The organism is Phyllobacterium sp. OV277 (genome assembly GCF_900104355.1).
Classification (GTDB): domain Bacteria; phylum Pseudomonadota; class Alphaproteobacteria; order Rhizobiales; family Rhizobiaceae; genus Phyllobacterium.
The window spans coordinates 931,350-953,989 of the sequence record NZ_FNIY01000002.1; the positions used below are offsets into that span (position 1 = coordinate 931,350).

General features: G+C 56.0%; 28 protein-coding genes. 19 read left to right on the forward strand and 9 right to left on the reverse strand.

Going from position 1 to position 22,640, the window contains the following annotated elements; all coding sequences use genetic code 11:
• Nucleotides 1–55: 55 nt before the first annotated feature.
• Nucleotides 56–802: an SGNH/GDSL hydrolase family protein gene (locus tag BLU05_RS10540; protein ID WP_091879775.1), complete on the forward strand. Its 747-nt coding sequence runs from the start codon at nucleotides 56–58 to the stop codon at nucleotides 800–802.
• A 152-nt stretch (nucleotides 803–954) separates the two neighbouring features.
• Here the strand turns inward: BLU05_RS10540 and BLU05_RS10545 are convergent, their stop codons facing one another.
• Entirely contained in the window at nucleotides 955–1,191 is a 237-nt protein-coding gene (locus BLU05_RS10545) for a hypothetical protein (protein WP_091879777.1), read from the reverse strand.
• Nucleotides 1,192–1,256: 65 nt separating this feature from the next.
• Here BLU05_RS10545 and BLU05_RS10550 point away from each other — a divergent pair, with 65 nt between their 5' ends.
• From BLU05_RS10550 to BLU05_RS10570, 5 genes are all read left to right on the forward strand, one after another.
• Nucleotides 1,257–3,167, forward strand: a complete 1,911-nt coding sequence (locus BLU05_RS10550) for a propionyl-CoA synthetase (protein WP_091879778.1) — start codon at nucleotides 1,257–1,259, stop codon at nucleotides 3,165–3,167.
• A 50-nt stretch (nucleotides 3,168–3,217) separates the two neighbouring features.
• The gene (locus tag BLU05_RS10555; protein WP_091879780.1) at nucleotides 3,218–4,003 is read left to right on the forward strand and encodes an SDR family NAD(P)-dependent oxidoreductase; all 786 of its coding nucleotides are present in this window, start codon (nucleotides 3,218–3,220) and stop codon (nucleotides 4,001–4,003) included.
• 93 nt (nucleotides 4,004–4,096) lie between these two features.
• Complete coding sequence (locus tag BLU05_RS10560; protein ID WP_091879781.1) at nucleotides 4,097–4,396, forward strand: DUF1127 domain-containing protein; 300 nt, start codon at nucleotides 4,097–4,099, stop codon at nucleotides 4,394–4,396.
• A gap of 27 nt (nucleotides 4,397–4,423) precedes the next feature.
• Nucleotides 4,424–5,014, forward strand: a complete 591-nt coding sequence (locus BLU05_RS10565; RefSeq protein WP_091879783.1) for a DJ-1/PfpI family protein — start codon at nucleotides 4,424–4,426, stop codon at nucleotides 5,012–5,014.
• Between the two features lie 59 nt (nucleotides 5,015–5,073).
• Entirely contained in the window at nucleotides 5,074–5,781 is a 708-nt protein-coding gene (locus BLU05_RS10570; RefSeq protein WP_091879784.1) for a helix-turn-helix transcriptional regulator, read from the forward strand.
• Here BLU05_RS10570 and BLU05_RS10575 read toward each other — a convergent pair.
• Entirely contained in the window at nucleotides 5,778–6,293 is a 516-nt protein-coding gene (locus tag BLU05_RS10575; RefSeq protein WP_175540564.1) for a GNAT family N-acetyltransferase, read from the reverse strand. The genes BLU05_RS10570 and BLU05_RS10575 overlap by 4 nt on opposite strands.
• A 78-nt stretch (nucleotides 6,294–6,371) precedes the next feature.
• Entirely contained in the window at nucleotides 6,372–7,067 is a 696-nt protein-coding gene (locus tag BLU05_RS10580) for a DUF1013 domain-containing protein (protein ID WP_091879786.1), read from the reverse strand.
• Nucleotides 7,068–7,294: 227 nt separating this feature from the next.
• Between BLU05_RS10580 and BLU05_RS10585 the strand changes: the two genes are divergently transcribed.
• Entirely contained in the window at nucleotides 7,295–9,493 is a 2,199-nt protein-coding gene (locus tag BLU05_RS10585; protein WP_091879787.1) for an esterase-like activity of phytase family protein, read from the forward strand.
• Between the two features lie 59 nt (nucleotides 9,494–9,552).
• Here BLU05_RS10585 and BLU05_RS10590 read toward each other — a convergent pair whose 3' ends face one another.
• Entirely contained in the window at nucleotides 9,553–10,557 is a 1,005-nt protein-coding gene (locus tag BLU05_RS10590; protein ID WP_091879788.1) for an NAD(P)H-quinone oxidoreductase, read from the reverse strand.
• Nucleotides 10,558–10,650: 93 nt separating this feature from the next.
• Here BLU05_RS10590 and BLU05_RS10595 point away from each other — a divergent pair, with 93 nt between their 5' ends.
• The 3 genes from BLU05_RS10595 (at nucleotide 10,651) to BLU05_RS10605 (ending at nucleotide 12,512) form a co-directional block, all read left to right on the forward strand.
• Nucleotides 10,651–10,836: a DUF1192 domain-containing protein gene (locus tag BLU05_RS10595; protein WP_091879790.1), complete on the forward strand. Its 186-nt coding sequence runs from the start codon at nucleotides 10,651–10,653 to the stop codon at nucleotides 10,834–10,836.
• A 105-nt stretch (nucleotides 10,837–10,941) separates the two neighbouring features.
• Complete coding sequence (locus BLU05_RS10600) at nucleotides 10,942–12,183, forward strand: MFS transporter (protein ID WP_091879791.1); 1,242 nt, start codon at nucleotides 10,942–10,944, stop codon at nucleotides 12,181–12,183.
• A 65-nt stretch (nucleotides 12,184–12,248) separates the two neighbouring features.
• On the forward strand, nucleotides 12,249–12,512 hold the full coding sequence (locus BLU05_RS10605) for an ArsR/SmtB family transcription factor (protein WP_091879792.1): 264 nt from the start codon (nucleotides 12,249–12,251) through the stop codon (nucleotides 12,510–12,512).
• A gap of 117 nt (nucleotides 12,513–12,629) precedes the next feature.
• Here BLU05_RS10605 and BLU05_RS10610 read toward each other — a convergent pair whose 3' ends face one another.
• Entirely contained in the window at nucleotides 12,630–12,809 is a 180-nt protein-coding gene (locus BLU05_RS10610; protein ID WP_091879794.1) for a YdcH family protein, read from the reverse strand.
• 226 nt (nucleotides 12,810–13,035) lie between these two features.
• Here BLU05_RS10610 and BLU05_RS10615 point away from each other — a divergent pair, with 226 nt between their 5' ends.
• From BLU05_RS10615 to BLU05_RS10635, 5 genes are all read left to right on the forward strand, one after another.
• On the forward strand, nucleotides 13,036–13,239 hold the full coding sequence (locus BLU05_RS10615) for a YdcH family protein (protein WP_091879795.1): 204 nt from the start codon (nucleotides 13,036–13,038) through the stop codon (nucleotides 13,237–13,239).
• 95 nt (nucleotides 13,240–13,334) lie between these two features.
• Nucleotides 13,335–13,832: a 5-(carboxyamino)imidazole ribonucleotide mutase gene (gene purE / locus BLU05_RS10620; protein WP_091879797.1), complete on the forward strand. Its 498-nt coding sequence runs from the start codon at nucleotides 13,335–13,337 to the stop codon at nucleotides 13,830–13,832.
• A 1-nt stretch (nucleotide 13,833) separates the two neighbouring features.
• A complete protein-coding gene (locus tag BLU05_RS10625) occupies nucleotides 13,834–14,907 on the forward strand; it encodes a 5-(carboxyamino)imidazole ribonucleotide synthase (RefSeq protein ID WP_091879799.1) in 1,074 nt (357 codons plus the stop codon).
• A gap of 168 nt (nucleotides 14,908–15,075) precedes the next feature.
• On the forward strand, nucleotides 15,076–15,201 hold the full coding sequence (ykgO, locus tag BLU05_RS10630; RefSeq protein WP_091880250.1) for a type B 50S ribosomal protein L36: 126 nt from the start codon (nucleotides 15,076–15,078) through the stop codon (nucleotides 15,199–15,201).
• Nucleotides 15,202–15,261: 60 nt separating this feature from the next.
• Entirely contained in the window at nucleotides 15,262–15,942 is a 681-nt protein-coding gene (locus BLU05_RS10635; RefSeq protein WP_244518259.1) for a tetratricopeptide repeat protein, read from the forward strand.
• 89 nt (nucleotides 15,943–16,031) lie between these two features.
• Here the strand turns inward: BLU05_RS10635 and pyk are convergent, their stop codons facing one another.
• Both pyk and BLU05_RS10645 read right to left on the reverse strand, forming a co-directional pair.
• On the reverse strand, nucleotides 16,032–17,468 hold the full coding sequence (gene pyk, locus BLU05_RS10640; protein ID WP_091879800.1) for a pyruvate kinase: 1,437 nt from the start codon (nucleotides 17,466–17,468) through the stop codon (nucleotides 16,032–16,034).
• The gene (locus BLU05_RS10645) at nucleotides 17,465–17,890 is read right to left on the reverse strand and encodes a DUF1036 domain-containing protein (RefSeq protein WP_091880253.1); all 426 of its coding nucleotides are present in this window, start codon (nucleotides 17,888–17,890) and stop codon (nucleotides 17,465–17,467) included. The genes pyk and BLU05_RS10645 overlap by 4 nt, the downstream gene beginning before the upstream one ends.
• Before the next feature lie 254 nt (nucleotides 17,891–18,144).
• On the opposite strand from BLU05_RS10645, the gene BLU05_RS10650 reads away from it, so the two are divergent.
• The 3 genes from BLU05_RS10650 to BLU05_RS10660 all read left to right on the forward strand — a co-directional run bounded on the left by BLU05_RS10650 (nucleotide 18,145) and on the right by BLU05_RS10660 (nucleotide 19,831).
• Nucleotides 18,145–18,939 carry an N-formylglutamate amidohydrolase gene (locus tag BLU05_RS10650; RefSeq protein ID WP_091879802.1) on the forward strand — a complete coding sequence of 265 codons (795 nt, stop codon included), beginning with the start codon at nucleotides 18,145–18,147 and terminating at the stop codon, nucleotides 18,937–18,939.
• Nucleotides 18,940–18,941: 2 nt separating this feature from the next.
• Entirely contained in the window at nucleotides 18,942–19,247 is a 306-nt protein-coding gene (locus tag BLU05_RS10655; RefSeq protein WP_091879803.1) for a DUF1244 domain-containing protein, read from the forward strand.
• Nucleotides 19,248–19,561: 314 nt separating this feature from the next.
• Complete coding sequence (locus BLU05_RS10660; RefSeq protein WP_175540565.1) at nucleotides 19,562–19,831, forward strand: DUF2312 domain-containing protein; 270 nt, start codon at nucleotides 19,562–19,564, stop codon at nucleotides 19,829–19,831.
• A 135-nt stretch (nucleotides 19,832–19,966) separates the two neighbouring features.
• On the opposite strand, the gene BLU05_RS10665 is transcribed toward BLU05_RS10660, so the two are convergent.
• Nucleotides 19,967–20,524 carry a hypothetical protein gene (locus BLU05_RS10665; protein ID WP_139210430.1) on the reverse strand — a complete coding sequence of 186 codons (558 nt, stop codon included), beginning with the start codon at nucleotides 20,522–20,524 and terminating at the stop codon, nucleotides 19,967–19,969.
• A gap of 315 nt (nucleotides 20,525–20,839) precedes the next feature.
• On the opposite strand from BLU05_RS10665, the gene BLU05_RS10670 reads away from it, so the two are divergent.
• Nucleotides 20,840–22,189, forward strand: a complete 1,350-nt coding sequence (locus tag BLU05_RS10670) for an MFS transporter (protein WP_091879806.1) — start codon at nucleotides 20,840–20,842, stop codon at nucleotides 22,187–22,189.
• 68 nt (nucleotides 22,190–22,257) lie between these two features.
• Here BLU05_RS10670 and BLU05_RS10675 read toward each other — a convergent pair whose 3' ends face one another.
• Nucleotides 22,258–22,617 carry a hypothetical protein gene (locus BLU05_RS10675; protein WP_091879808.1) on the reverse strand — a complete coding sequence of 120 codons (360 nt, stop codon included), beginning with the start codon at nucleotides 22,615–22,617 and terminating at the stop codon, nucleotides 22,258–22,260.
• Between the last annotated feature and the right edge of the window lie 23 nt (nucleotides 22,618–22,640).

Below are 22,640 nucleotides of genomic sequence, written 5' to 3' on the forward strand. Positions count from 1 at the left end.
TCATAGAGCCCGGGCCGGAATCAGGTCCGGGCTTTTTTATGTTTATGAGGCACGTTTGACCAAACCATCGGCTTTCCATCCCCTTGTCAGCTGGCTGCTGTTTCCCGTCTATGCGTGGCAGGGAATAGCGGTACGCCTGAATACGGAACGCATGGTGCCGCCGGGTGCATTTCCGGTTGGTGGAATTGCAGGCAAGGAACCGGCAATCCGCCTGCTGGTGCTGGGTGATTCCTCGGCTGCTGGTGTGGGTGTAAGTGATGTCTGGCAAAGCCTTTGTGTGCGGCTCGCCGTGCATTTGCAGGGGCGCACTGGTCGCAAGATCATCTGGCGTGCTGCCGGGTTCAATTCGGCTACATCAGGCCAGTTGCGTGATCATGTGGTGCCCAATATCGAACGGGGCATGTGGACCCATATCGTGCTGACAACCGGCTCGAATGATACCAAGAATTTCCATTCGGTTTCCCGTTTCAAGAAGGAATTCGGCGGGCTGCTCTATGCGCTCAAGGCAAAGTGGCCTGAGACATCGATTGTCTGGTCACCAGTTATCGATTTTCGTGATGTGCCTGCCATGCCGCCGCTGCTCGGGCGCATTCTGGAAGGGCGTGCAAGTGCGATCAACGCCATGGGCGAACGGCTTTGCCGGGAACGGATGGCAATACCGGCAACACGCCTCCCGGTGGAAGGGCCTGAAGGCTTCTCCAGTGATGGTTTTCACGCTTCGGCGCTTGGCTATGATGCCTGGGCAAAACACCTCGTGCCCTATGTGCTTAATTTGACAAATGGTGAGAGGGCATCGGGCTGAGGTTTCTGCTGTTCGATTGATTCAGCAGAGCGATTGCACCCCACCCCCCTCTGCCCTGTCGGGCATAACAACCATGAGGGACTTGGGGGGATGCAACGACAGTCACCAACGTTGCAGAACTTGACTCCCTACAATCCACCCATCCATCCGACTCACAACCCGCTATGGCTGGCAATCACGATGATCAGCATGGCAAAAATGGCTCCAGCGGCGATTTTCCAGAAATCCCCACGCTTTTTCATCCCCGGCCAGCCCAGTGGCTTGATGAGATGCAATGCCATCAGGAGAATCAGCAGCAGGGGCAAAATCTTGAGCATCGTCGTTAAAAAGCCTGCAGCCTGATCGGAACGGATGAAGTGGGATTCGACAAGTGTGCGATCCCCTGCCAATTGTCAAATAGGCCTTTGACTCTGCCGCATACATTGAGGAAGGTGCGGTATCTGGGAGGATATTTATGACATCACGTTACGCGCAGGTCTATCGGGATTGGCAATCCGATCCGGAGGGATTTTGGGCCGGGGCTGCTCAGGCTATTGACTGGATGCGGCCATGGGAACAGGTGTTTGATGCCACACAGGAGCCCTATGGGCGCTGGTATCCGGGCGCTGAATGCAACACCTGCTATAACGCCGTTGACCGCCATGTGGAGCGCGGACGGGCTGATCAGATCGCCCTGATCTATGACAGCGCGATAACCGGCACAGGCCGCAAGATCACCTATGCGGCGCTGCTCGATGAGGTGAATGCGCTGGCAGCGGTGTTGATCGACAGAGGTGTCGGAAAAGGCGACCGCGTTATCATCTATATGGCCATGGTTCCCGAGGCTGTGGTGGCGATGCTTGCCTGTGCGCGGATCGGCGCTGTTCATTCCGTCGTATTTGGCGGCTTTGCCGCCCATGAGCTGGCAACGCGGATTGATGATGCGAAGCCCGTGATGATTATCGCCACTTCCTGCGGTCTGGAGCCTGGCCGGGTGGTGGCCTATAAACCGATGCTCGACAAGGCCATTGACGAGGCGGCGCACAAGGTCAGTTCCTGCCTCATTCTCGTGCGCCCGCAGCAGCCGCATGAGCTGGTGCAGGGGCGCGATTTCGACTATGCGCAAGCAGTAAGCGCGGCGAAAGACCGGAAGGTGCCCTGTGCGGCTGTAAAGGCAACCGATCCGCTCTATATTCTCTACACTTCAGGCACAACGGGTCAGCCAAAGGGCGTGGTGCGCGATAATGGCGGGCATCTGGTGGCACTGACTTGGTCGATGGGGGCGATCTATGACACCTATGCTGGCGAGGTATTCTGGGCCGCTTCCGATATCGGCTGGGCCGTGGGTCACTCATACATAACCTATGCACCGCTGTTCATAGGCGCAACAAGCGTGCTCTTCGAAGGCAAGCCGGTGGGAACACCCGATGCCGGAACATTCTGGCGGGTGATCTCAGACCATAAGGTCAAGGTGCTGTTTACGGCGCCAACGGCTTTCCGCGCCATCAAGAAGGAAGATCCGAAGGGCGAATTCATCGGCAAATATGATCTCTCCTCGCTCAAATATCTGTTTCTGGCGGGCGAGCGGGCGGATACGGACACGATCAAATGGGCCGAGGAAAAGCTCGGCGTTCCCGTCATCGACCATTGGTGGCAGACGGAGAGCGGCTGGCCGATGGCCGCTAATCCCGCAGGCCTTGGCATGCTTCCTGTCAAATACGGCTCGCCGACAGTGCCGATGCCCGGTTATGACGTGCAGGTGCTTGACGATGCCGGACATCCGGTAAAGCGGGGCGAACTTGGCAATATCGTCGTCAAGCTGCCGCTACCGCCAGCGTGCCTGCCGACATTATGGAAGGCCGATCAACGGTTTCGCGATGCCTATATGGCGGAATTCCCCGGCTACTACAAAACTGCTGATGCCGGGATCATCGACGAGGAAGGCTATATCTACATCATGAGCCGCACCGACGATATCATCAACGTTGCGGGCCATCGCCTCTCCACGGGCTCTATGGAAGAAGTCTTGTCGAGTCATCCCGATGTGGCCGAATGTGCTGTTATAGGGATTGCCGATCATCTCAAAGGGCAGGTACCTTGCGGTTTCATCGTGCTTAAATCCGGCGTTACCCGAGCGGCCGAAGACATTGAGAAGGATTGCGTGGCGCTTATCCGTGACAGGATCGGGCCGGTTGCCGCCTTCAAGATCACGGTTACTGCCAAGCGCCTGCCCAAGACGCGCTCCGGCAAGATCCTGCGCGGCACAATGCAGAAGATCGCCGATCAGGAGCCGTGGAACATGCCGGCGACCATCGATGACCCTGCCATTCTTGACGAGATCAAGGCGGTGCTGAATGCAAGGGGTATTGGCGTTCCCGCCGGTTGACCCCCGGGGCGTGAGAGTTAAGGTTCGATTCCCGATCAGGAGAATCGAATATGGCTTTGGATGGCAAGATCGCGATTGTTACCGGCGGTGCTCAGGGTATCGGCAATGCCATTGTCCGGCGCTTTCTGCAGGATGGCGCGAGCGTGATGATTGCCGACAGCAATGATGAACGCGGGCTTGCGGCGGTCAAGGATCTCAGCGGTTTTGGCAAGGTGCGCTTCACTTCTACGGATGTCAGCAGCAAACTTGATGTGCATAATCTGGTAGCAGCGACCCTTGATGCATTTGGCGATATCGATGTTCTCGTCAACAATGCGGGTATTGTTCACAAGGCCGAATTCCTCGATCTCAAGGAAGAGGATTTTGACCGGGTTCTGCGCATCAACCTGAAAGGGTCGTTCCTGTGTGGGCAGGCGATAGGCCGTCACATGGTGGACAAGGTGCAGAAGGGGGGGTCGCCCGGCGCAATCATCAATCTCTCTTCGATCAATGCCCTGTTTGGCCTGCCCAATCAGGTGCCCTATTCCATCTCCAAGGGCGGTGTGAACCAATTGACACGGGTTATGGCCGTGTCGCTCGCCACCCACGGGATCAGGGTCAATGCCATTGGCCCCGGTTCGATCAATACGGATATGCTGGAGGCTGTGAATTCCGATGCGGCTTCGAAGCAGCGCATGCTTTCCCGCACTCCGCTTGGCCGGATTGGGGAACCATCGGAAATTGCTGCCATTGCCGCGTTTCTGGCGTCCGACGATGCCAGCTATATCACCGGCCAGACCATTTATGCCGATGGCGGGCGATTGCCTCTCAATTACACGGTTCCCGTCAAATCATAGGTGTTATTTTTCGCTCCCTGCTGACAGGCTCCTGACAGAAGGTTGTCAGGAGGGGTATGCGATAGTGTCTTCGTAAGCAAAGGAGACACGGACATGAATATGATTGATTTCGGCATCGTCAATACGGTGAAGCGTCTGTGGACAGGATACACGCACACACGCGAGGAAATGCGGACTGAACGCGCCATCAACAATCTTCCTGACTATCTGCTGAAAGACATTGGCTGGCCCGATGCCTATGCGGAACGTCTTGCGATGCGCAATTCGGTGAAGGACATCGCAGCTGGCAATGACAATGCCAGCGCGATTCGCCGTTCCGATCGCCTGCAGCGTCCAACGCCGCATAGAGGCAGAAAAACAAGCCAGAACGGTCATTTGACGCTAGAATACTAATTATTGAAGCCAAAGGGAGCATCTGCCATGGACCAGAAAAAGACAATCGGCCTCGTATTCATCGATCAGTTTGCTGATTGGGAATTCGGCTTGTTGGCGGGCTCGGCTGTCGAATGGTTTGGTGCGCGGATAATTGCCTTGGCTCCGACATCAGGTCCACTGAAATCCATTGGCGGCTTGCATCTTGTGCCGGATCGCGGGCTTGAGCCGCAGGATAATACCGATCTGGATGCGGTTGCCGTCATCGGTGCCAACACATGGCCGTCAGAAGACGCTCCTGACATTGCACCGCTTTTGAAGTCGGTTTTGTCAGGCGGCGGAATTGTTGGGGGCATTTGCGGCGGCACGCTGGCTCTGGCACGCGCTGGTCTTTTCGAGGGCCGCAAACACACCAGCAATGGGGCTGGCTGGATACAGTCGGTCATGGGCGAATATGCGGGCTCTTCTCTCTATCAGGATGTGCCCCATGCGGTGCGTGACGCGCATATTGTCAGTGCTGCCGGCTCGGCTCCCGGCACATTTGCCACAGAGTTTCTTGAAGCGGTTCTGCCTGAGCAGGCTGGGCAGATTGCCGAAATGCGCAGCTTTATCGCACGCGAGTATCAGGCAGCGGGTTGACTGCCGAAGAACATTTGTAACCGAACAGCGCCTCAATGAAGGCCTGAAGGAATAGTGACATGCGACGAGCAGACCGTCTCTTTCAGATTGTGCAGAAACTCCGCGGCGGACGCCTTGTCACCGCGCGCCAGCTGGCGGAAAAGCTCGAAGTTTCCGAGCGTACCATCTACCGCGATATCGCCGACCTGCAATCAACAGGCGTACCAATCGACGGGGAGGCAGGCGTCGGTTACATCCTGCGCGAGGGTTTTGACCTGCCTCCACTGATGTTTACCCGTGATGAGGTGGTGGCGCTGGTTGCCGGAGCGCGGCTGATTACAGCTTGGGGCGGTGCTTCCATGGCGCGTGCCGCTGAGGAAGCCATCATCAAGATTGGCGCAGTCCTGCCCAAGGATGACCGCCCGCGCATCGCCAACACGCATATCCATTCGTCCAGCACCAATATCAGCAGCCATGACCGGGCGATGATCGATCTGGCTGAAAACGCTGCGGACCAATGTCAGGTGCTGTCGATCACCTATAAGGACCTTGATGGCAAGGAAAGCCTGCGCGATATCCGTCCGCTTGGCCTGTGGTTCTGGGGCAAGGTCTGGACTGTTATCAGCTGGTGCGAGCTGCGCAATGATTTCAGGACATTCCGTATCGACCGGATATCCAAGGCTGACAAAGCATTGCGCATTTTCCGTCAGGAGCGCGGCAAGACGCTGGCCGATTTCTACCGCCGTGTGGAATTGAGTGAAGCGCCTGATGCGAAGAAGGCGTCTTAAGGCGTCATATCCTCTTGGGTCATGACAAAACGTTTGTATGGAACACCATCCTGCTCGGCTTTGAACCCGATCTTTTGTGCGACATGGATCGATGCCGCATTCTCAGGATGAATCTCGGCGATGATGCGATCGATACCCACGGTGTTAAATGCATGAAGAATGAGAGGCCGTGCCGCTTCGGTCGCATAGCCCTTGCCCCATGCGTGGCGATTGAGCCGCCAACCGATTTCGATATCCGGTCCCACGGCATCATCAGGAATGAGCAGAACCCATCCTAAAAACAGTTCTGGCTGTTGTTTCGCAAAAATGGACCAATAGCCCAAACCGAAGCCGAAATTTGTCTCAATACGGGATGTGACGAAACGACGGTGTTCTTCCTGATCATGCCAAGGCCCCGGTACGTATTTTGTCACTTCCGGGTCGCGGTCCATCGCCATGCTGGCCTCAAGATCGGCCATGGTGCGCGGGCGCAGGAAAAGGCGTTCGGTCTCGAATATCGGCAGCAAAACCATTCCCTCCAAAACAAAAAAGCTCCACCAGAGGCGGAGCTTTCCTGATTTCGGAACTGCCCGTCAAGGCAATCGTGATGCTTATTCTTCTTCGTCTTCGTCCGCATTGCGGCCCTTGAGCGAAGACAGCTTGGCGAAAACCTTGTCCGCATCAAGCTCTTCGTCCTCTTCACGGACGACTGGCTGGATATCCAGATTTTCCGTAGCGGAGGCTGGCAGCAACGTGTCGCCGCCTTCGCCTGGCTGGACTGGACGGTTGCGTGAAGAACGCTCGACCTCGAGGTCGAGATCGATCTGCGAGCACAGGCCAAGGGTTACCGGGTCCATTGGCTGAAGATTGTTCGAGTTCCAGTGGGTGCGGTTGCGGATCTGTTCGATGGTCGATTTCGTCGTGCCGATGAGGCGCGAAATCTGCGCATCTTTCAGTTCCGGATGGTTGCGCACCAGCCAAAGAATAGCGTTCGGGCGATCCTGACGCTTGGATAGCGGTGTGTAGCGCGGGCCCTTACGCTTGGCTTCCGGCACACGTACTTTCGGCTCAAGAATCTTCAACTTGTGATTGATATCGGCTTCGCCCTTGGCGATTTCCTCGCGCGACAACTGACCTGTGATCAGCGGGTCCAGCCCCTTGATGCCCTGCGCCGATTCACCGTCCGCAATAGCTTTCACCTCAAGCGGGTGCAGTTTGCAGAAGCCTGCGATCTGGTCAAAGGACAGAGCGGTGTTGTCGACAAGCCAGACGGCCGTTGCCTTTGGCATGAGAAGCTGGGTGGCCATTGAATATAGTCCTCTCGTTCGTCCGCTCCGGTGAGGCGGGACGTGGGTTCAACCACAATTTCCGGGAATTCGAGGCGTTATATAGCCTTAAATTCCCCGTTCGGCAAGAATCGGTTTTCGTTACGTCCCAATGCCGTTGCCGGTTTCATCGAACTGTCACGAAACTGTCATTGCACTGCAATGCAACCGGGTGACTCATCCCTGATAAAAAAGAGGAGATTCAACCCATGTCGCACAAATTCCTTTGCTTCGGGCTGTGGACCGCTCTGGCCGCATCCGTTGCTCTGCCCGCCGCCGCTGAACCGGTTTTCAACCGCATCGCCAGCTTTCCCGTTGCAGATAATCTGCCAAAAGATGCAGACAAATCGAAGGCAACATCCTCCGAGATCATCACGGCGTCGGAAGACGGCAAGACGCTTATTTATTCCGATAGCCCTTATGGCGCGATCGGCTTTGTCGATATCACCGATGCGGCCAAGCCGAAGGCTGGCGGCCTGATCAAGGTTGAAGGCGAGCCCACATCTGTTGCCGTTGCCGGTGGCAAGGTATTGGCTGCGGTCAATACCTCGAAGGACCACAAGAATCCCTCAGGCCGGCTCGATGTGATCGATCTCGCTTCACGCAAGGTGCAGGCAAGTTGTGAGCTTGGCGGCCAGCCGGATTCGGTCGCCGTTTCGCCCGACAAGACATTCGCTGCCATCGCCATTGAAAATGAGCGCGATGAAAAACTGAATGACGGTGAAATACCGCAGCTTCCCTCAGGCGATCTCAAGATTTTTGCGCTGAAGGATGGCGCCCCTGACTGTGCCAGCATGAAAAGCGTGACGCTGACAGGTCTGTCCGAAATTGCCCCTGATGATGCCGAGCCTGAGTTCGTGTCCATCAACAAGGAGAACCAGATCGCCGTTACGCTGCAGGAAAACAACCACATCGCAATTATCGATGCGGCAAGCGGCAAGATTACATCGCATTTCTCGGCGGGTACTGTTGATCTCGACAAGATTGACGTCAAGAACGACGGCGTCCTGAAGTTCGATGGCAGCATGAAGGGTGTGCTGCGTGAGCCGGATACTGTTAAATGGCTCGATAATGACCGGATCGTCATCGCCAATGAAGGTGACTACAAGGGCGGTTCGCGCAGCTTCACGATCTTTTCCAAGGACGGCAAGCTTCTCTATGAATCTGGCCCGTCGCTTGAGCACAAGATTGCCGAAGCTGGTCATTATCCCGATAAGCGCAACAAGAAGGGCGTTGAACTTGAAGGCGCTGAAGTCGCCAAGTTCGGCGATGTGAACTATCTGTTCATCGCCAGCGAGCGCGCTTCTGTCGTTGGCGTTTACAAGGACACCGGCAAGGAGCCGGAATTTGTACAGCTGCTGCCGTCGGGCGTTGCTCCGGAAGGTATTCTTGCCATTCCATCGCGCAACCTGTTCGTGACAGCCAATGAAGCAGATCTGGTCGAGGATGGCGGTGCGCGTTCTCACGTCATGGTCTATGAGTTGAAAGATCAGCAGCCGTCCTATCCAAAGATCGTGTCCAAATCGAAGGATGATGGCACGCCGCTCGGCTGGGGTGCATTGTCGGGTCTGGTTGCCGATTTGAAGGAGCCGGGCAAGCTTTATGCCGTATCGGACTCGTTCTATTCCGCCGCGCCCACCATTTACACGATCGATGCCAAGCAGACCCCGGCAAAGATCACCAATGCGCTGGTGGTGACACGCGGTGGCCAACCGGCACAGAAGCTTGATCTTGAAGGCATCACCACTGACGGTGCTGGCGGCTACTGGCTCGCCAATGAAGGCGACCAGTCCAAGCTGGTCCCCCATGCCATTTTCAACGTGAACGAGAAGGGTGAGATCAAGAAGGAAATCGCACTTCCCGAGGAATTGCTCCCGCATCAGACCCGCTTTGGTCTTGAGGGGATCACCCGCGTTGGCGAAGGTGACGCAACGGTGTTGTGGATGGCCGTGCAGCGGGAATGGAAGGATGATGAAAAGGGCTTCGTCAAACTCCTGAGCTACAACATCAAGGACAAGAGCTGGGGCGCTGTTGCCTATCCGCTTGACAAGACCAAGGACGGTTGGGTCGGTCTTTCTGAAATCACCGCCCATGACGGTCAGCTCTTCATCATCGAGCGCGACAATCTTGTTGGCGACAAGGCTGCCAACAAGAAGCTCTATCGTGTGGCGCTCGAAGGTTTGAAGCCTGCGAAGATTGGCGAGAAGCTGCCGGTCGTGGAAAAGAAGCTGGCGCATGATTTCATCGCTGATCTCAAGAGCACCAATGGTTTTGTGGTCGACAAGCTGGAAGGCTTTACAGTGGATGCCGACGGCAATGGCTATGCGGTCACCGACAATGACGGCGTCGACAATTCATCCGGCGAAACCCTGTTCTTCGGCATCGGCAAGGTCGCTGCCACGAACTAATTGCCACGTCAGAACCTAAAAGGGCCGCGCCTTGTGCGCGGCCCTTTTTGTTTGGAGTGTCAGCCGACATCCAGCATGATCTTGCCGACATGCTGGCCCTCTTCCATGCGTTCATGCGCACGCCACGCCTCGTGTAGGGGATAGACCATGTCGATAACCGGTGCGACGCGGCGCTCTACCAGTAACGGCCAGACTTTCAGCTCCAGTTCACGGGCAATTGCCGCCTTGAACTCGATTGGCCTGGTACGCAAAGTTGATCCCGTATGGGTCAGCCGCTTGATCATTATCTTGGAAACATCGGCATTGGCCTTTGCACCATTGAGGTGGGCGATCTGCACAATGCGTCCATCCATGGCAGCGGCGTCATAATTGCGCTCGACATAATCTCCTCCGACCATATCAAGCGTCAGGTTGACACCCTTGCCGCCGGTGGCTTGTTTCACCGCATCGACAAAATCGTGGGTGCGGTAGTTGACGGCTCTGTCAGCACCAAGCTTTAGACACGCCTCGCATTTGTCGTCGGAGCCTGCGGTCGTGATGACATAGGCTCCAAAGGCGCTGGCAAGCTGGATCGCCGTGGTGCCAATACCGGATGTGCCGCCATGCACGAGAAATGTCTCGCCGCTCGTGAGGCCACCACGCTCGAAAACATTGTGCCAGACCGTGAAGAACGTCTCGGGCAGTGCCGCTGCTTCAATAAAGCCATATCCTGCAGGGATCGGCAGAGCCGTGGTTTCATGCACCGTGCAATACTGGGCATAGCCACCGCCCGCCACCAGCGCTGTCACGCGGTCGCCAATGCGAAAGCGGGTAACGCCAGTGCCCACAGCAACCACTTCGCCCGCAATCTCAAGGCCGGGGATATCCGACGCACCAGGTGGCGGCGGGTAATGACCTTGCCGCTGCAAAACATCTGGCCTGTTGACACCAGCCGCGTGTACCTGAACCAGAAGTTCGTTCGGACCCGCCTCCGGAACGCCGCGCTTTCCCGGCTTGAGGACCAGCGGACCACCCGGCTGGGTAATCTCGATTGCGGTCATCGTCGTCGGAATCTTGCTGGCCATGAAATACTCCTTCAGTTGATTCGCTTGAATGATTTGCAATTCGAAGCGGGGGGACTGTATCCTTTCAGCATAGAGCGACAAGTGGAGGATGTTATGTCACTTTTCGATGAGGAACCGAAACGCAAGATTGCCCACGAAATCGGGCAGGAGCTTTCCCTGCTTTCCGTGGGTGAACTGGACGAGCGTATTGGCATCCTGCGCACCGAAATCACACGGCTTGAGGAAGAGCGCGCCCGCAAGGGCGATAGCAAGACGGCGGCCGAAGCACTTTTTCGCTGAAACGGAACGTAAATGATGCGGATGTCATGATGTCTCCGCATTGCTGACTGAGATGAACCTGTATCGGTACTGTTACCGGTTCTGTCAAAGCATAGGGGTATCGCTGTGTTCCGCTCGTTCGTACAGGTCTTTGCCCTTTTGTGTGGCACGTCGTTTCTGGTTATGGCGTCAGGCCTGCACGGGCTTTTGCTGCCCTTGCGCGGCGGGGCGGAAGGCTTTTCCACCACATCGCTCGGTCTGTTGGGCACGGCCTGGGCTGGCGGGTTTATCACCGCCTGTCTGCTTGCACCGCGTCTGGTGCGCCGGGTCGGGCATGTCAGGGCATTCAGCGCCTTTGCCTCGATTGCCGCTATTGTTGCCCTCAGCACCGGCATACTTGTCCATCCCACCGCATGGATTGTCCTGCGTGCGCTCACCGGCTTTGCCATGGCCGGCGCTTACATGGTGATCGAAAGCTGGCTGAATGAGCGGGCAACCAATGCCAATCGCGGTCAGATTTTTGGTCTTTATATGGTGGTGAATTTTGCTTCCATCACCGCCGGTCAGATGATGATCGGCTTTGGCGATGTGCACAACGGCACTTTCTTCATGCTATCGGGTATTCTGTTTTGTCTGGCCCTCATTCCGACGGCGATTTCCACCGCCAGCAGTCCCAAACCATTGACCGAAGTGCAGCTTGATCTGCGAGCGCTTTACCGCAATTCGCCGGTGGCGTTTGTCGGCTGTATCCTTATCGGCGTTGCCAATGGTGCCTTCGGTACGCTCGGCGCTGTCTATGGTGCGGCGACAGGTATTACAACGACCGAGATTGCCCTGATGATGAGCGCCTCGGTGATGGGGGGGGCATTGATGCAGATTCCTGTGGGACGCATGTCTGACCGCACAGACCGGCGCTACGTGCTGGCCTTCGTTGCCGGTGCCGCTGCCATTGTCGGTATGCTGATTTTCCTGATCGGTTCGCGTCAGGCGACAGTCATCCTGTTCATGACCGCCATCTATGGCGGCTTGGCCTATACGCTTTATCCGGTCGCCGTGGCCCATGCGAACGACTATTCGGACACGCAGAATTTCGTCAAGGTAACCGGCGGCCTGCTGCTTCTTTACGGGTTCGGTACGATGATCGGCCCGATCCTTGGTGCCTGGTCCATGGAATATATTGCGCCGGAGGGCCTGTTTGCGATCACGGCGCTGGCGCATGTATCGATCATGACCCACGCGATCATCCGCTCACGCATGCGCGCGGCCATGCCGATTGCCATGCGAGACAATTTCCAGACCGTTCCGTCGGAACGGGCGACGCCGGAAGGTATCAAGCTTGATCCTCGCGCCGAAGCCCAGCCGGACTAGGTTTTGGTGTCGTTTTTTGTACAAAATACGTTGACATTGATAGCAATTTGAAACGACTATTCGGTATGGTCGAAACAGATGCATTTGCAGCCATTTCTGATCCAAACCGCCGCTACCTGCTGGAAGAGTTGCGGCGCGGGCCGAAGACAGTCAATGAACTTGCGGTTGGTTTGCCCATCTCACGCCCCGCTGTTTCCCAGCATCTCAAGGCGCTGCTCGACGCAAGGCTGGTCAAGGTTAAATCCGAAGGCACGCGCCGGATCTATGCGGTCGATGATAGTGGCTTCGTTCACCTGAATTTGTGGCTGGATCAGTTCTGGAGCGAATGAATTCGCATGCAGGGCAAATAAAAAACCCGGTCTCGCGACCGGGTTTTGATTTTAGTGCCTGCACAGCTGCCTCTCCGGCAACCGGCTGGAATTCTTTTTAACGTCAGCCAAAGGCGGTCAGTGACGTGTGGCGGTCAATCTCAGTTTTTCGATTTGCTCTTTCAGCATGAGCTTACGACGTTTCATATCGGTAATTTTCAGATCGTCAGTGGCAGGGCTGGCCTGCGCTTCGGAGATTTCCTTCTCGAGTGCACCATGCTTACGTTCAAGCGTTTCAAGATGAGACTCAATGGCCATCCGGCTTCTCCCTTGGTTGGTTTCCTACTCGTCCATGCTCTGCTTGCCAAAAGGCGAGATTATGACAGAGCCGTGACACTCTGCCACCACTTTAAGCAATTGTCGAATTTGTTTCGTAGGATTTTCTTGTCATGTAAAATATGATATGGCCACGTCCTGATCCGGTATTCTCGAACGCCGGACCAGACATTGGATTCTTCTATAACAAAATACCGGGAATCACTGCATGTCCGACCAGGATCAGGCTGACATTCGATTGGCAGTCGCACGATTGAAACAGGAGCATCTGGATTTTGATGCCGCCATACAAGCGATGATCCAGGTTGGTTGCGACCAGCTTCGAGTTCAGAGAATGAAAAAGAAGAAGCTGATCATCAAGGACAAGCTCATCGAGCTTGAAGACAAGATCATTCCGGACATTATCGCCTAATATTCCACAGCTTGAGACAAGCGGGCCGTGCATAACTTGCGGCGCCTCTGCTTTTGCTCTAATTCCTGCACACTCCGCTGATCAGAGGATGTTCAATGGCCGATAAACGCGCTGACGTCGCAATCATCATGGGTAGCCAGTCCGATTGGGCGACCATGCGCCACGCCGCCGAGACACTTGATGCACTCGGCATTTCTCACGACGACCGCATTGTTTCCGCCCACCGCACGCCAGACCGGCTCGTCACCTTTGCCAAGGGCGCGCGCGACGCAGGTTTCAAGGTTGTGATTGCCGGAGCAGGCGGCGCTGCCCATCTTCCCGGTATGGCTGCTTCCATGACACCGCTGCCGGTTTTCGGTGTGCCAGTGGAATCAAAAGCCCTTTCCGGACAGGACTCGCTTCTTTCCATCGTTCAGATGCCAGCTGGCATTCCTGTCGGCACTTTGGCAATCGGCCGGGCAGGCGCTGTCAATGCCGCGCTTTTGGCGGCTGCGGTTCTCGCGCTGAACGACGCCGCGCTGGCAAAGAGGCTTGACGACTGGCGCACGGCGCAGAGTGCAAAGGTCGCCGAACGGCCGTCTGACGAGGCATAAGATGATTGCAGCAGGATCGACTATCGGCATTATCGGCGGTGGACAGCTTGGCCGTATGCTCGCCATGGCTGCGGCCCGTCTGGGCTATCGCACGGTTATTCTGGAGCCGCAGGCGGATTGCCCGGCAGCACAGGTTGCCAATGAGCAGATTGTCGCTGCCTATGATGATCCCAACGCACTGGAGCGTCTGGCTGATCTGAGTGATGTCATCACTTATGAGTTCGAGAACGTGCCTGTTGATTCGGCTGAAACGCTGAATGAGAGCAAGCCGGTATTTCCGCCACCCGAAGCGCTGAAAGTCTCGCAGGATCGTGTAACCGAGAAGCGCTTTCTCAACGCGGCGGGTATCCAGACAGCGCCATGGCGCATTGTCGAGAATGAAGGTGATCTGAAAGCGGCGCTTCTGGCCTTTGAGGGCAAGGGCATCCTCAAGACCCGCCGTTTCGGCTATGACGGCAAGGGGCAGGTCAAATTCTCCGGTGCGAAGGGCGAAAGCGCCAAGAACGCTTTTGCTGCTGTCGGAAGCGTACCATCCATTCTGGAAGGTCTTGTCGATTTTACCCGCGAGATTTCCGTGATCGCGGCGCGTGACGAGGCTGGCAATATCCGCATTTATGACATTGCGGAGAATGTCCACAAGGACGGTATTCTGGCGACCTCAACGGTGCCTGTTTCCGTTTCATCCACGATAGCGGGAACTGCTGCCGATTCGGCGCGCAAGCTGCTGGAGGCGCTCAATTATGTCGGTGTTCTCGGCATGGAATTCTTCGTGCTGGCCAATGGAACGCTGCTCGCCAATGAATTTGCGCCGCGTGTGCATAATTCCGGCCACTGGACCGAAGCCGCCTGTGCGGTCTCGCAATTCGAGCAGCATATCCGCGCAGTTACCGGGCTGCCGCTTGGTGATACGCGGCGTCATTCCGATTGCGTGATGGAAAATCTCATCGGTGATGATGTGGAGAAATTACCGGCGATTCTTGCCGAAAGCGGAGCTGTGGTTCATCTCTATGGCAAGGCTGAAGCGCGTCCGGGCCGCAAGATGGGCCACGTCACACGCATCACAAAGCGGCTGTAACAGCAAATAAATATGCTCCTGACCCATGAATCGCCATATGAATCATGAGTCGGGAGTTGACAATCGGGGCATTCCTTGGCTATTTCCCCGCAACGTGTTTCCGGCGCGCTTATGAGGCGCGCTTTATTATTGGTGCCCGGTTTCGGGCGTAAAGATACCGGTGCTGAAATGAAGATCAAGAATTCGCTTAAGGCTCTTAAAGGCCGTCATCGTGACAATCAGCTGGTGCGCCGCAAGGGCCGCATCTACATCATCAACAAGACTGCTCCGCGTTTCAAAGCGCGCCAGGGCTGATTTACCGTTTCACGGTTATTTGCATTTGACGTTTCGCTGATACGGATTACGATCCTGATCATGCGGAACGTTTTTGCTATTCTGGTTAGTTGTTTTCTTGTGATGCCGTCAGCGGCTGCGCTGGCGCAGGATAAATCCGGGACAGATGTTCCAGCGGCTTCGCCGCAAACGCGCACTCCCGCGGCTTCGCCGCAAACACTCCCCTCTGCGGCTGCGCCACAGGCCGTATCCCTGCCGGACAAAACTCTGGCGGAAAAGCGCGCTGATCGCCTCAATGAATTGTTTTCCGCCTTGAAGCGAGAACGCAACGAGATGAAGGCCACCCGCATTGCCGAGCAGATCCAGACCCAATGGCAGAATTCCGGCAGTGCAAGCATTGATCTGATGATGCAATGGGCCGCCGGTGCCATGGCCGAAAAGAAATATTCGGTTGCGCTGGATTTCCTCGATCAGGTCACGGTGATGAAGCCGGACTTTGCCGAAGGCTGGAACCGGCGCGCCACGGTCAATTTCCTGATGAATGATTACGGGCGGTCCATGGCCGATATCCAGAAGACGCTGTCGCTGGAGCCACGCCATTTTGGCGCTCTGGCCGGACTGGCTGCTATTTTGAAGGATACGGGGAAGAAGGAAGCTGCCCTGCACGCTTTTGAGCAGGTTCTCAACGTTTACCCCATGATGCGCGAGGCACAGAAGCAGGCGGGCGAACTGGCTGACGATCTGGCGGGTCAGCGCACCTAGTTTTTCACATTCTTATCTGCCGGGCAGATGGAGCCGCGAAAAGGTTATTTCGGGCTGGCGGCCTATTACCACCAACCCGAACAGTAATCTTAGATACCGGTCAGACCGTCCGAACCGATATAGGCGATACGCAGCATATTGGTTGAGCCTGGGGTGCGCAGCGGCACACCAGCTGAAATGATGATGCGGTCGCCCGGATTGCCGAACTCTTCCTGATAAGCGATATGGCAGGCGCGATCGACCATATCGTCAAGGTCGGTCGCATCTTCGGTCACAACGCAGTGCAGGCCCCAGACGAGCGAGAGCTTGCGCGCTGTCTCGACAACCGGCGACAGGGCGATGATCGGCAACAAAGGCCGTTCACGCGCTGCACGCAGACCTGTGGTGCCTGACGCCGTGTAAGTGACGATGGCGGACAGGTTGAGCGTTTCGGCGATCTGGCGGGCTGCCAGCGAAATGGCGTCGGCCCCCGTTGCATTTGGTTCGGGGCGCTGGGCGTGAATGATGCCGGGATAGTTGGGATCGCGTTCAACCTCTTCGGCAATGCGCGCCATGGTCGATACGGCTTCCACCGGATAATCGCCCGCTGCGGATTCTGCGGAAAGCATCACAGCGTCAGCGCCTTCGAACACGGCAGTTGCCACGTCGGAAACTTCGGCGCGTGTCGGTACCGCTGCAGTAATCATCGATTCCAGCATCTGCGTGGCAACGACAACAGGCTTGCCTGCCCTGCGGCAGGCGCGAATGATCTGCTTCTGAATGCCGGGAACGGATTCCAGTGGCATTTCAACACCGAGATCGCCGCGCGCCACCATCAGCGCATCGGAAAGCTCGATGATTTCCGCAAGGCGGGTAACGGCTTGCGGCTTCTCAATCTTCGAGAGCAATGCAACGCGGCCGCGCGAGATCTTGCGTACTTCGGCAAGATCCTCCGGCCGCTGAATAAAGGACAGGGCCACCCAGTCGACTTCTTCCTGCAGGACGGCATCAAGATCGCGGCGATCCTTTTCCGTCAGCGCGCTGACGCCGAGCGTTGTATCGGGCAGGCTGACGCCCTTCTTGTCTGATATCTTGGTGCCTGATACCACGCGGCAGGTGATGGACTTGCCATCGGACGCTTCCGCGACCAGAGCGAGCTTGCCATCATCAACAAGCAGACGGTGCCCGGCTTCGACAGCTTCCAGAATTTCCGGATGTGGCAGGAATACGCGGGTGTTGTCACCCAGCGCCTCGTTGTTGTCGAGCGTGAAAATCTGTCCCGGAACGAGGTCAACCTTACCTTCGGCGAATTTGCCGACACGCAGTTTCGGTCCCTGCAAGTCGGCCAGAATGCCGATTGGCCGGCCCACTTCCTTTTCGACGTTGCGCAGGCGGCGGACAAGTTCGCGCATGAGTTCATGGCTGGCATGGCTCATATTGATGCGGAACACGTCGGCACCGGCTTCAAACAGTTTGCGAATCATCGCTTCGTCTGAAGAAGCGGGACCCAGAGTGGCGAGGATTTTGACCTTACGGCGACGTCTCATCGAGGAGGGGTATCCGTTACAATTGGAGCTGAGGGAGGAGTTTCTTCCGTAAGCTGGACCATCCAGCTTGATTGTTCCCCGGTATCATACTCCTGAAATCCCGCGCGCTGGAACCCGCGCGCAAAACAATCATTGATACCGGTAATCTTGAACTGGTTTTCTGCCACGCACATATTCACCTTGCCATCCCAGCGGCCGCCGCTCTGAGCGTCCTCGGCATAGAGATAGTAATAGCGCGACGTCAGTGGGCCAACGACCAGTGTGGTGCAGGAGGACGCATTGACGTGCCACCAGCCTTCCGTGATCCAGCCCGTCTTCGCCCGATAACCAAGCGCGACGCCGACGAGATTTTGTGTGGTGTTGCACACGCGAAAATCGGCATGGGCTTTCTCCGGCGCAAAGACACTGCCTGCTACGAAAATGAATAAAAAAGCCGCTAGAAAGCTGCTCAATCGCGTCCGCTGATGCTGGTCAGCGCGGAAAATGATGCCCCTGCGCAATATTGCCTCCGTCCGTCTTAGACTCCTTTTCCGCAGTTTCACGTGCATTGTCAACGCGCTAATCGGCCTAACGTGCAGTTCCTTGACCACTGCGACAAAAGATTGGTGGTTGCATTCGCAGTCAGGGCGTGAAACACAAAAAAATCTCCCGAATAATCGCGCAAGAGAACGTTCCTATGCCGTTTTCCCCTTTCCATCTTGTCAATGGCAACGAGGCCAGAGGTCTGGTGCTGCTGGCTGATCACGCCCGCCGCGATTTGCCCGAGGAATATGGCTCGCTTGGTCTGCCACCACAGCAGTTTGAACGGCATATTGCCTATGATATCGGTGTCGAGCTTTTGACCCGGAAACTGGCTGTTATGCTGGATGTTCCGGCGGTGCTTGGCGGCTTTTCCCGTTTGCTGATCGATCCAAACCGGGGAGAGGACGATCCAACGCTGATCATGCGCCTGTCCGATGGCGCGATTATTCCGGGAAACAATCCAATGCCGGAAGCCGAACATCAAAAACGCGTGAATGTTTTCTATCGCCCCTATCATGATGCGGTCGCGGATAGGATCGATGCGGTTGCCAAGGTAAGCGGCAAGGCACCGCTGGTCATCTCCATCCATTCATTCACCGCATTCTGGAAGACGACGCCAAGGCCATGGCATGCGGGTATTCTCTGGGACAGCGATCCGCGCGCGGTTCTGCCGCTCATCAAGGCTTTGGAGGCTGATCCACAACTGGTGGTCGGGGATAACGAGCCCTATGACGGGGCACTGCGCAATGACACGATGTTCAAACATTGTATCGTGCCGGGCCTCGCCCATGCCTTGATCGAGGTGCGGCAGGATTTGATCGCCGATGAGACTGGCATCAGCGAATGGGCCGATCGTCTGGCACCAATCCTTGAAGCCATCAATGCTGATCCCGATATGCATGTTGTCAGGCAATATGGTTCGCGAACCGGCCCACTGGAGGAAGTTTGAACATGAACGATCTTACGGAAGAACAGCGTATTGCCCTTGAGGCGGCGGCGTTCCGGCGCCTGGTGGAGCATCTGCGCGAACGCAGCGACGTTCAGAATATCGACCTGATGAATCTGGCCGGTTTCTGCCGCAACTGCCTGTCCAACTGGTATCGGGAAGCCGCTGACGGGGCGGGTATTGCCATTTCAAAGGATGAATCCCGCGAGATCATCTATGGCGAACCCTATGCCGAATGGCAGGCCAAGTATCAGCGCGAGGCCAGCGATGCGCAAAAAACTGCATTTGAAGTGAACAAGCCTTCCCATTGAGGGTGTGGGTGGTGAGATTGGTTCGTGGTTCGACAAGCTCACCATGAGGCCCTTCGACAGGCTCAGGATGAGGGGAGCTTTATTCTGCAATCTTTACGATTAGCGTTACATCCACACTCTCCCTCATGGTGAGCTTGTCAAACCACGAACCACGAACCACACCATGGGCAGCGCAAGCCCCCCGGAATGATGAATCAAACACAACTATCTTGCGATGAAACTTGATGTGTCTTGACTCATCCTAGGCGGGTCGGGCATCGGAACCCCAGAGGCGGCGCTTCCGAGTCGCACAATCAATTTTTACGGAGCAGAATATGAGCATGGATGATGTAGCGCCACAGGGTGGTGTCGAAGGTGTTGCGGCTGCGGAATTGCGGCAGTTCATTGAGCGCATCGAGCGCCTTGAGGAAGAAAAGACCACCCTTCAGGACGACATCAAGGAAGTGATGGCTGAGGCCAAGGGGCGCGGCTATGACACCAAGATCATCCGCACGATCGTTCGCCTGCGCAAGAAAGACGCCAATGAGCGCAAGGAAGAAGAAGCGATCCTCGAGCTTTATATGAACGCGCTCGGCATGGTCTGATCGGCGCTTCCGGATTTGAGGTATTGGGCAAGAGAGAACTGTTGGTTCCCTCTTGCCGCTTTAAACGCTGAAGCCTGCCGTGTTTCCCCCAAATGCCATCAAGCACCGGGAGGAGTTATCGCTCTCGGGTTCTAATTAGGCATAGGCGCCGGAATAGGGCACAAGATATGTGCAAGGCGTTGCATACATCCAGAAATTAGCGGCAGGTTGGGTCGGTTGAAGAATATCCAGCACATTGGTTTGCGGGTGACGCAACCGGTCGGCGGCCTGATGAACCAGTTTCGTTTCGCGATCTTCGTCTGGATGCCATTTATATTCATTTTTGCCGGAGATAGTCAGTTCCAGCATAGATGTTCCGTTGCTCTGGCGCTCTCCCATATACACCCAGTCGAGCGGAAATGAGCCAAGGGCCATCCACCAGTCTTTGTTGGTGTAATACGCCTGCTTTACCCAATAGCGGCCTTTTTGACCTGGCTTCATTGGGGATTTTTTTGCCTCGCTGTTGATTGCGTCGATGAAGCCACGAGAAACACCTGAATCTTCATTCAACAATTGGCTGGCCATAAAATATTTGGGCGTTCCGGTCCCGTCCATATAGTGGTTGATATATTCTTCGGCCCTGCCGCCGCTTTTCATCATGACGATTTTCGCCATCTCGATGAGAGTGCGGTCAGTGCGCCATTGCGACTGCATCACCCTCATCGGTCCGGGGCCATTCTTGGCAACAAAGGCCGCAAATTCAACCGCTGATCGGGTCGACATGATCTGTACCTCAAGCAAATAAAATGAGTGTTATTTGCTCAAAGTTAATCCAACTCGGCTTCACCTGACAAGCGGCACGAAATCTCTGTCTCACCCAGCGGTGACTGATATCGCTTGAACTGACCGCGCGCCGGGTATACTCGTCAACGCGCCCACCTATTCTTTCACGATCCACTTCTTTCGAATGATGTGATCTGCCGACATTCGCGTTGGGGCAGCTGCCTCGGCCGTCAGGGAGTAAATTCAATGTCCGTATCCACAGCGCAGCTGTCTGTAAAGGCACCTGCCAATTCGCGTTCCCGCGTTATTCTGGCCAGCCTGATTGGCACCACCATCGAGTTCTACGACTTTTATGTCTACGCAACCGCTGCTGTTCTCGTTTTCCCGCATCTGTTTTTCCCTCCAGGCAATGAGACCACGGCTCTCCTGTCGTCCTTTGCCATCTTTGGCGCGGCCATGGTGGCGCGCCCGCTTGGCGCGATCTTCTTCGGCCATCTTGGCGACAAGCGCGGACGGAAAATCACACTGGTCGGCGCCCTGTTGACCATGGGTATTGCCACGTTTCTCATCGGCGTTTTGCCGACCTTTGCCAGTGTTGGCTGGTTTGCACCTGCCATGCTGGTTGTGCTGCGTCTGGCGCAAGGTTTCGCATTGGGTGGTGAATGGAGCGGTGCTGCACTGGTGGCCACGGAGAATGCACCCGCTGGAAAACGCGCCATCTATGGCACCTTTCCGCAACTTGGCGCTCCCATAGGTTTCATTATCGCCAATGGCCTGTTCCTGCTCATCGCGGCAATCCTGCCATCGGATGATCCATCACGGCCATCCCTCGCGTTTCTCGATTGGGGTTGGCGCATTCCATTTCTGTTCTCGGCTGTCATGGTGATTGTCGGCCTATGGGTACGGCTTAATCTGGTTGAAAGCGCAGCCTTCGAGAAAACAGTGAGCAAAGGCGAGATCAAGAAGGTCCCGCTGGTTTCCGTCTTCCAGTCACACTGGAAGCAGCTTGTGCTTGGCACTTTCTACATGCTTGCCACCTATGTGCTGTTCTATCTGATGACGACGTTCTCGCTCAGCTATGGCCGCGCAGCAACAACAGGACCAATTGCCGGTCTTGGTTATGACTATACGACGTTTGTTCTGATGATGATTGTCGGTGTGGTGTTCTTCGGCATTTTCACCATGGCCTCCGGTCCATGGGCCGACCGCTGGGGCCGCCGCAAAACACTGATCTGGGTGACCCTTGCGATTGCCGTATTCGGGCTTTTGTGGGTGCCGATGCTGTCGCTGGGTTCAGCTGGCGTCATGGCTTGGCTGATATTGGGCTTTGCCCTGATGGGAATGACATTTGGCCCGATGGGCGCATTGCTTCCGGAGCTGTTCCCGGTGAGCATGCGCTATACGGGATCGGGTATTTCCTACAATGTCTCGTCGATTCTCGGCGCCGCGGTTGCCCCCTTTATCGCTATTGCCCTGTGGAAGCTTGGTGGCGGTAGCCCGTTCTGGGTCGGCGTCTATCTCTCGGCAATGGCTGTCCTGACGCTGATTGCATTGGTGATCGGCAAGGAAACCAAGGATGTGGATATCGAAGCTTAGGTCGATACTGCTCCGAAATAAAAAAGGCGGGGCAAGCTGTGGAAGTTGCCGCGCCTTTTCTTTTGGCCTTAGTAATTCGGATTGTAGATCAGCCGGTCACGGTTTAACTGACGATTATAAACCGGTGCGCGGTTCTGGTTCTGCTTGGCAAGCGATCCGACAATCACGGCACCGAGCGCGAGACCTGCAACACCGGCGATGATTGCTGTATCGCGGTTTTTGTGGCGGCGATCAGAACGGTAATCGCGGTCACGATAGTAGTCCCGGTCGCGATAATCATCGTCGTAACGATCACGGTAATAGCGATCGCCGGACCAGCTGTCATCGTCGTAGGAATAATAGCCGCCTGCCTGGGCCGGAGCCGATGGGAGGCTGATTGCGCTGAACGATACGGCGGCAACCAGCAGAGCAGCGAGTGTCTTTTTCATGATGCGGTCCTCAACATTAAGTG

Coding starts and splice junctions, on each gene's coding strand:
- BLU05_RS10550 (WP_091879778.1), top strand. CDS start 1,257: ATGACATCACGTTACGCGCAGGTCTATCGGGATTGGCAATCCGATCCG.
- BLU05_RS10555 (WP_091879780.1), top strand. CDS start 3,218: ATGGCTTTGGATGGCAAGATCGCGATTGTTACCGGCGGTGCTCAGGGT.
- BLU05_RS10560 (WP_091879781.1), top strand. CDS start 4,097: ATGAATATGATTGATTTCGGCATCGTCAATACGGTGAAGCGTCTGTGG.
- BLU05_RS10565 (WP_091879783.1), top strand. CDS start 4,424: ATGGACCAGAAAAAGACAATCGGCCTCGTATTCATCGATCAGTTTGCT.
- BLU05_RS10570 (WP_091879784.1), top strand. CDS start 5,074: ATGCGACGAGCAGACCGTCTCTTTCAGATTGTGCAGAAACTCCGCGGC.
- BLU05_RS10575 (WP_175540564.1), bottom strand. CDS start 6,293: ATGGTTTTGCTGCCGATATTCGAGACCGAACGCCTTTTCCTGCGCCCG.
- BLU05_RS10580 (WP_091879786.1), bottom strand. CDS start 7,067: ATGGCCACCCAGCTTCTCATGCCAAAGGCAACGGCCGTCTGGCTTGTC.
- BLU05_RS10585 (WP_091879787.1), top strand. CDS start 7,295: ATGTCGCACAAATTCCTTTGCTTCGGGCTGTGGACCGCTCTGGCCGCA.
- BLU05_RS10590 (WP_091879788.1), bottom strand. CDS start 10,557: ATGGCCAGCAAGATTCCGACGACGATGACCGCAATCGAGATTACCCAG.
- BLU05_RS10595 (WP_091879790.1), top strand. CDS start 10,651: ATGTCACTTTTCGATGAGGAACCGAAACGCAAGATTGCCCACGAAATC.
- BLU05_RS10605 (WP_091879792.1), top strand. CDS start 12,249: ATGGTCGAAACAGATGCATTTGCAGCCATTTCTGATCCAAACCGCCGC.
- BLU05_RS10610 (WP_091879794.1), bottom strand. CDS start 12,809: ATGGCCATTGAGTCTCATCTTGAAACGCTTGAACGTAAGCATGGTGCA.
- BLU05_RS10615 (WP_091879795.1), top strand. CDS start 13,036: ATGTCCGACCAGGATCAGGCTGACATTCGATTGGCAGTCGCACGATTG.
- purE (WP_091879797.1), top strand. CDS start 13,335: ATGGCCGATAAACGCGCTGACGTCGCAATCATCATGGGTAGCCAGTCC.
- BLU05_RS10625 (WP_091879799.1), top strand. CDS start 13,834: ATGATTGCAGCAGGATCGACTATCGGCATTATCGGCGGTGGACAGCTT.
- ykgO (WP_091880250.1), top strand. CDS start 15,076: ATGAAGATCAAGAATTCGCTTAAGGCTCTTAAAGGCCGTCATCGTGAC.
- BLU05_RS10635 (WP_244518259.1), top strand. CDS start 15,262: ATGCGGAACGTTTTTGCTATTCTGGTTAGTTGTTTTCTTGTGATGCCG.
- pyk (WP_091879800.1), bottom strand. CDS start 17,468: ATGAGACGTCGCCGTAAGGTCAAAATCCTCGCCACTCTGGGTCCCGCT.
- BLU05_RS10650 (WP_091879802.1), top strand. CDS start 18,145: ATGCCGTTTTCCCCTTTCCATCTTGTCAATGGCAACGAGGCCAGAGGT.
- BLU05_RS10655 (WP_091879803.1), top strand. CDS start 18,942: ATGAACGATCTTACGGAAGAACAGCGTATTGCCCTTGAGGCGGCGGCG.
- BLU05_RS10660 (WP_175540565.1), top strand. CDS start 19,562: ATGAGCATGGATGATGTAGCGCCACAGGGTGGTGTCGAAGGTGTTGCG.
- BLU05_RS10665 (WP_139210430.1), bottom strand. CDS start 20,524: ATGCAGTCGCAATGGCGCACTGACCGCACTCTCATCGAGATGGCGAAA.
- BLU05_RS10670 (WP_091879806.1), top strand. CDS start 20,840: ATGTCCGTATCCACAGCGCAGCTGTCTGTAAAGGCACCTGCCAATTCG.
- BLU05_RS10675 (WP_091879808.1), bottom strand. CDS start 22,617: ATGAAAAAGACACTCGCTGCTCTGCTGGTTGCCGCCGTATCGTTCAGC.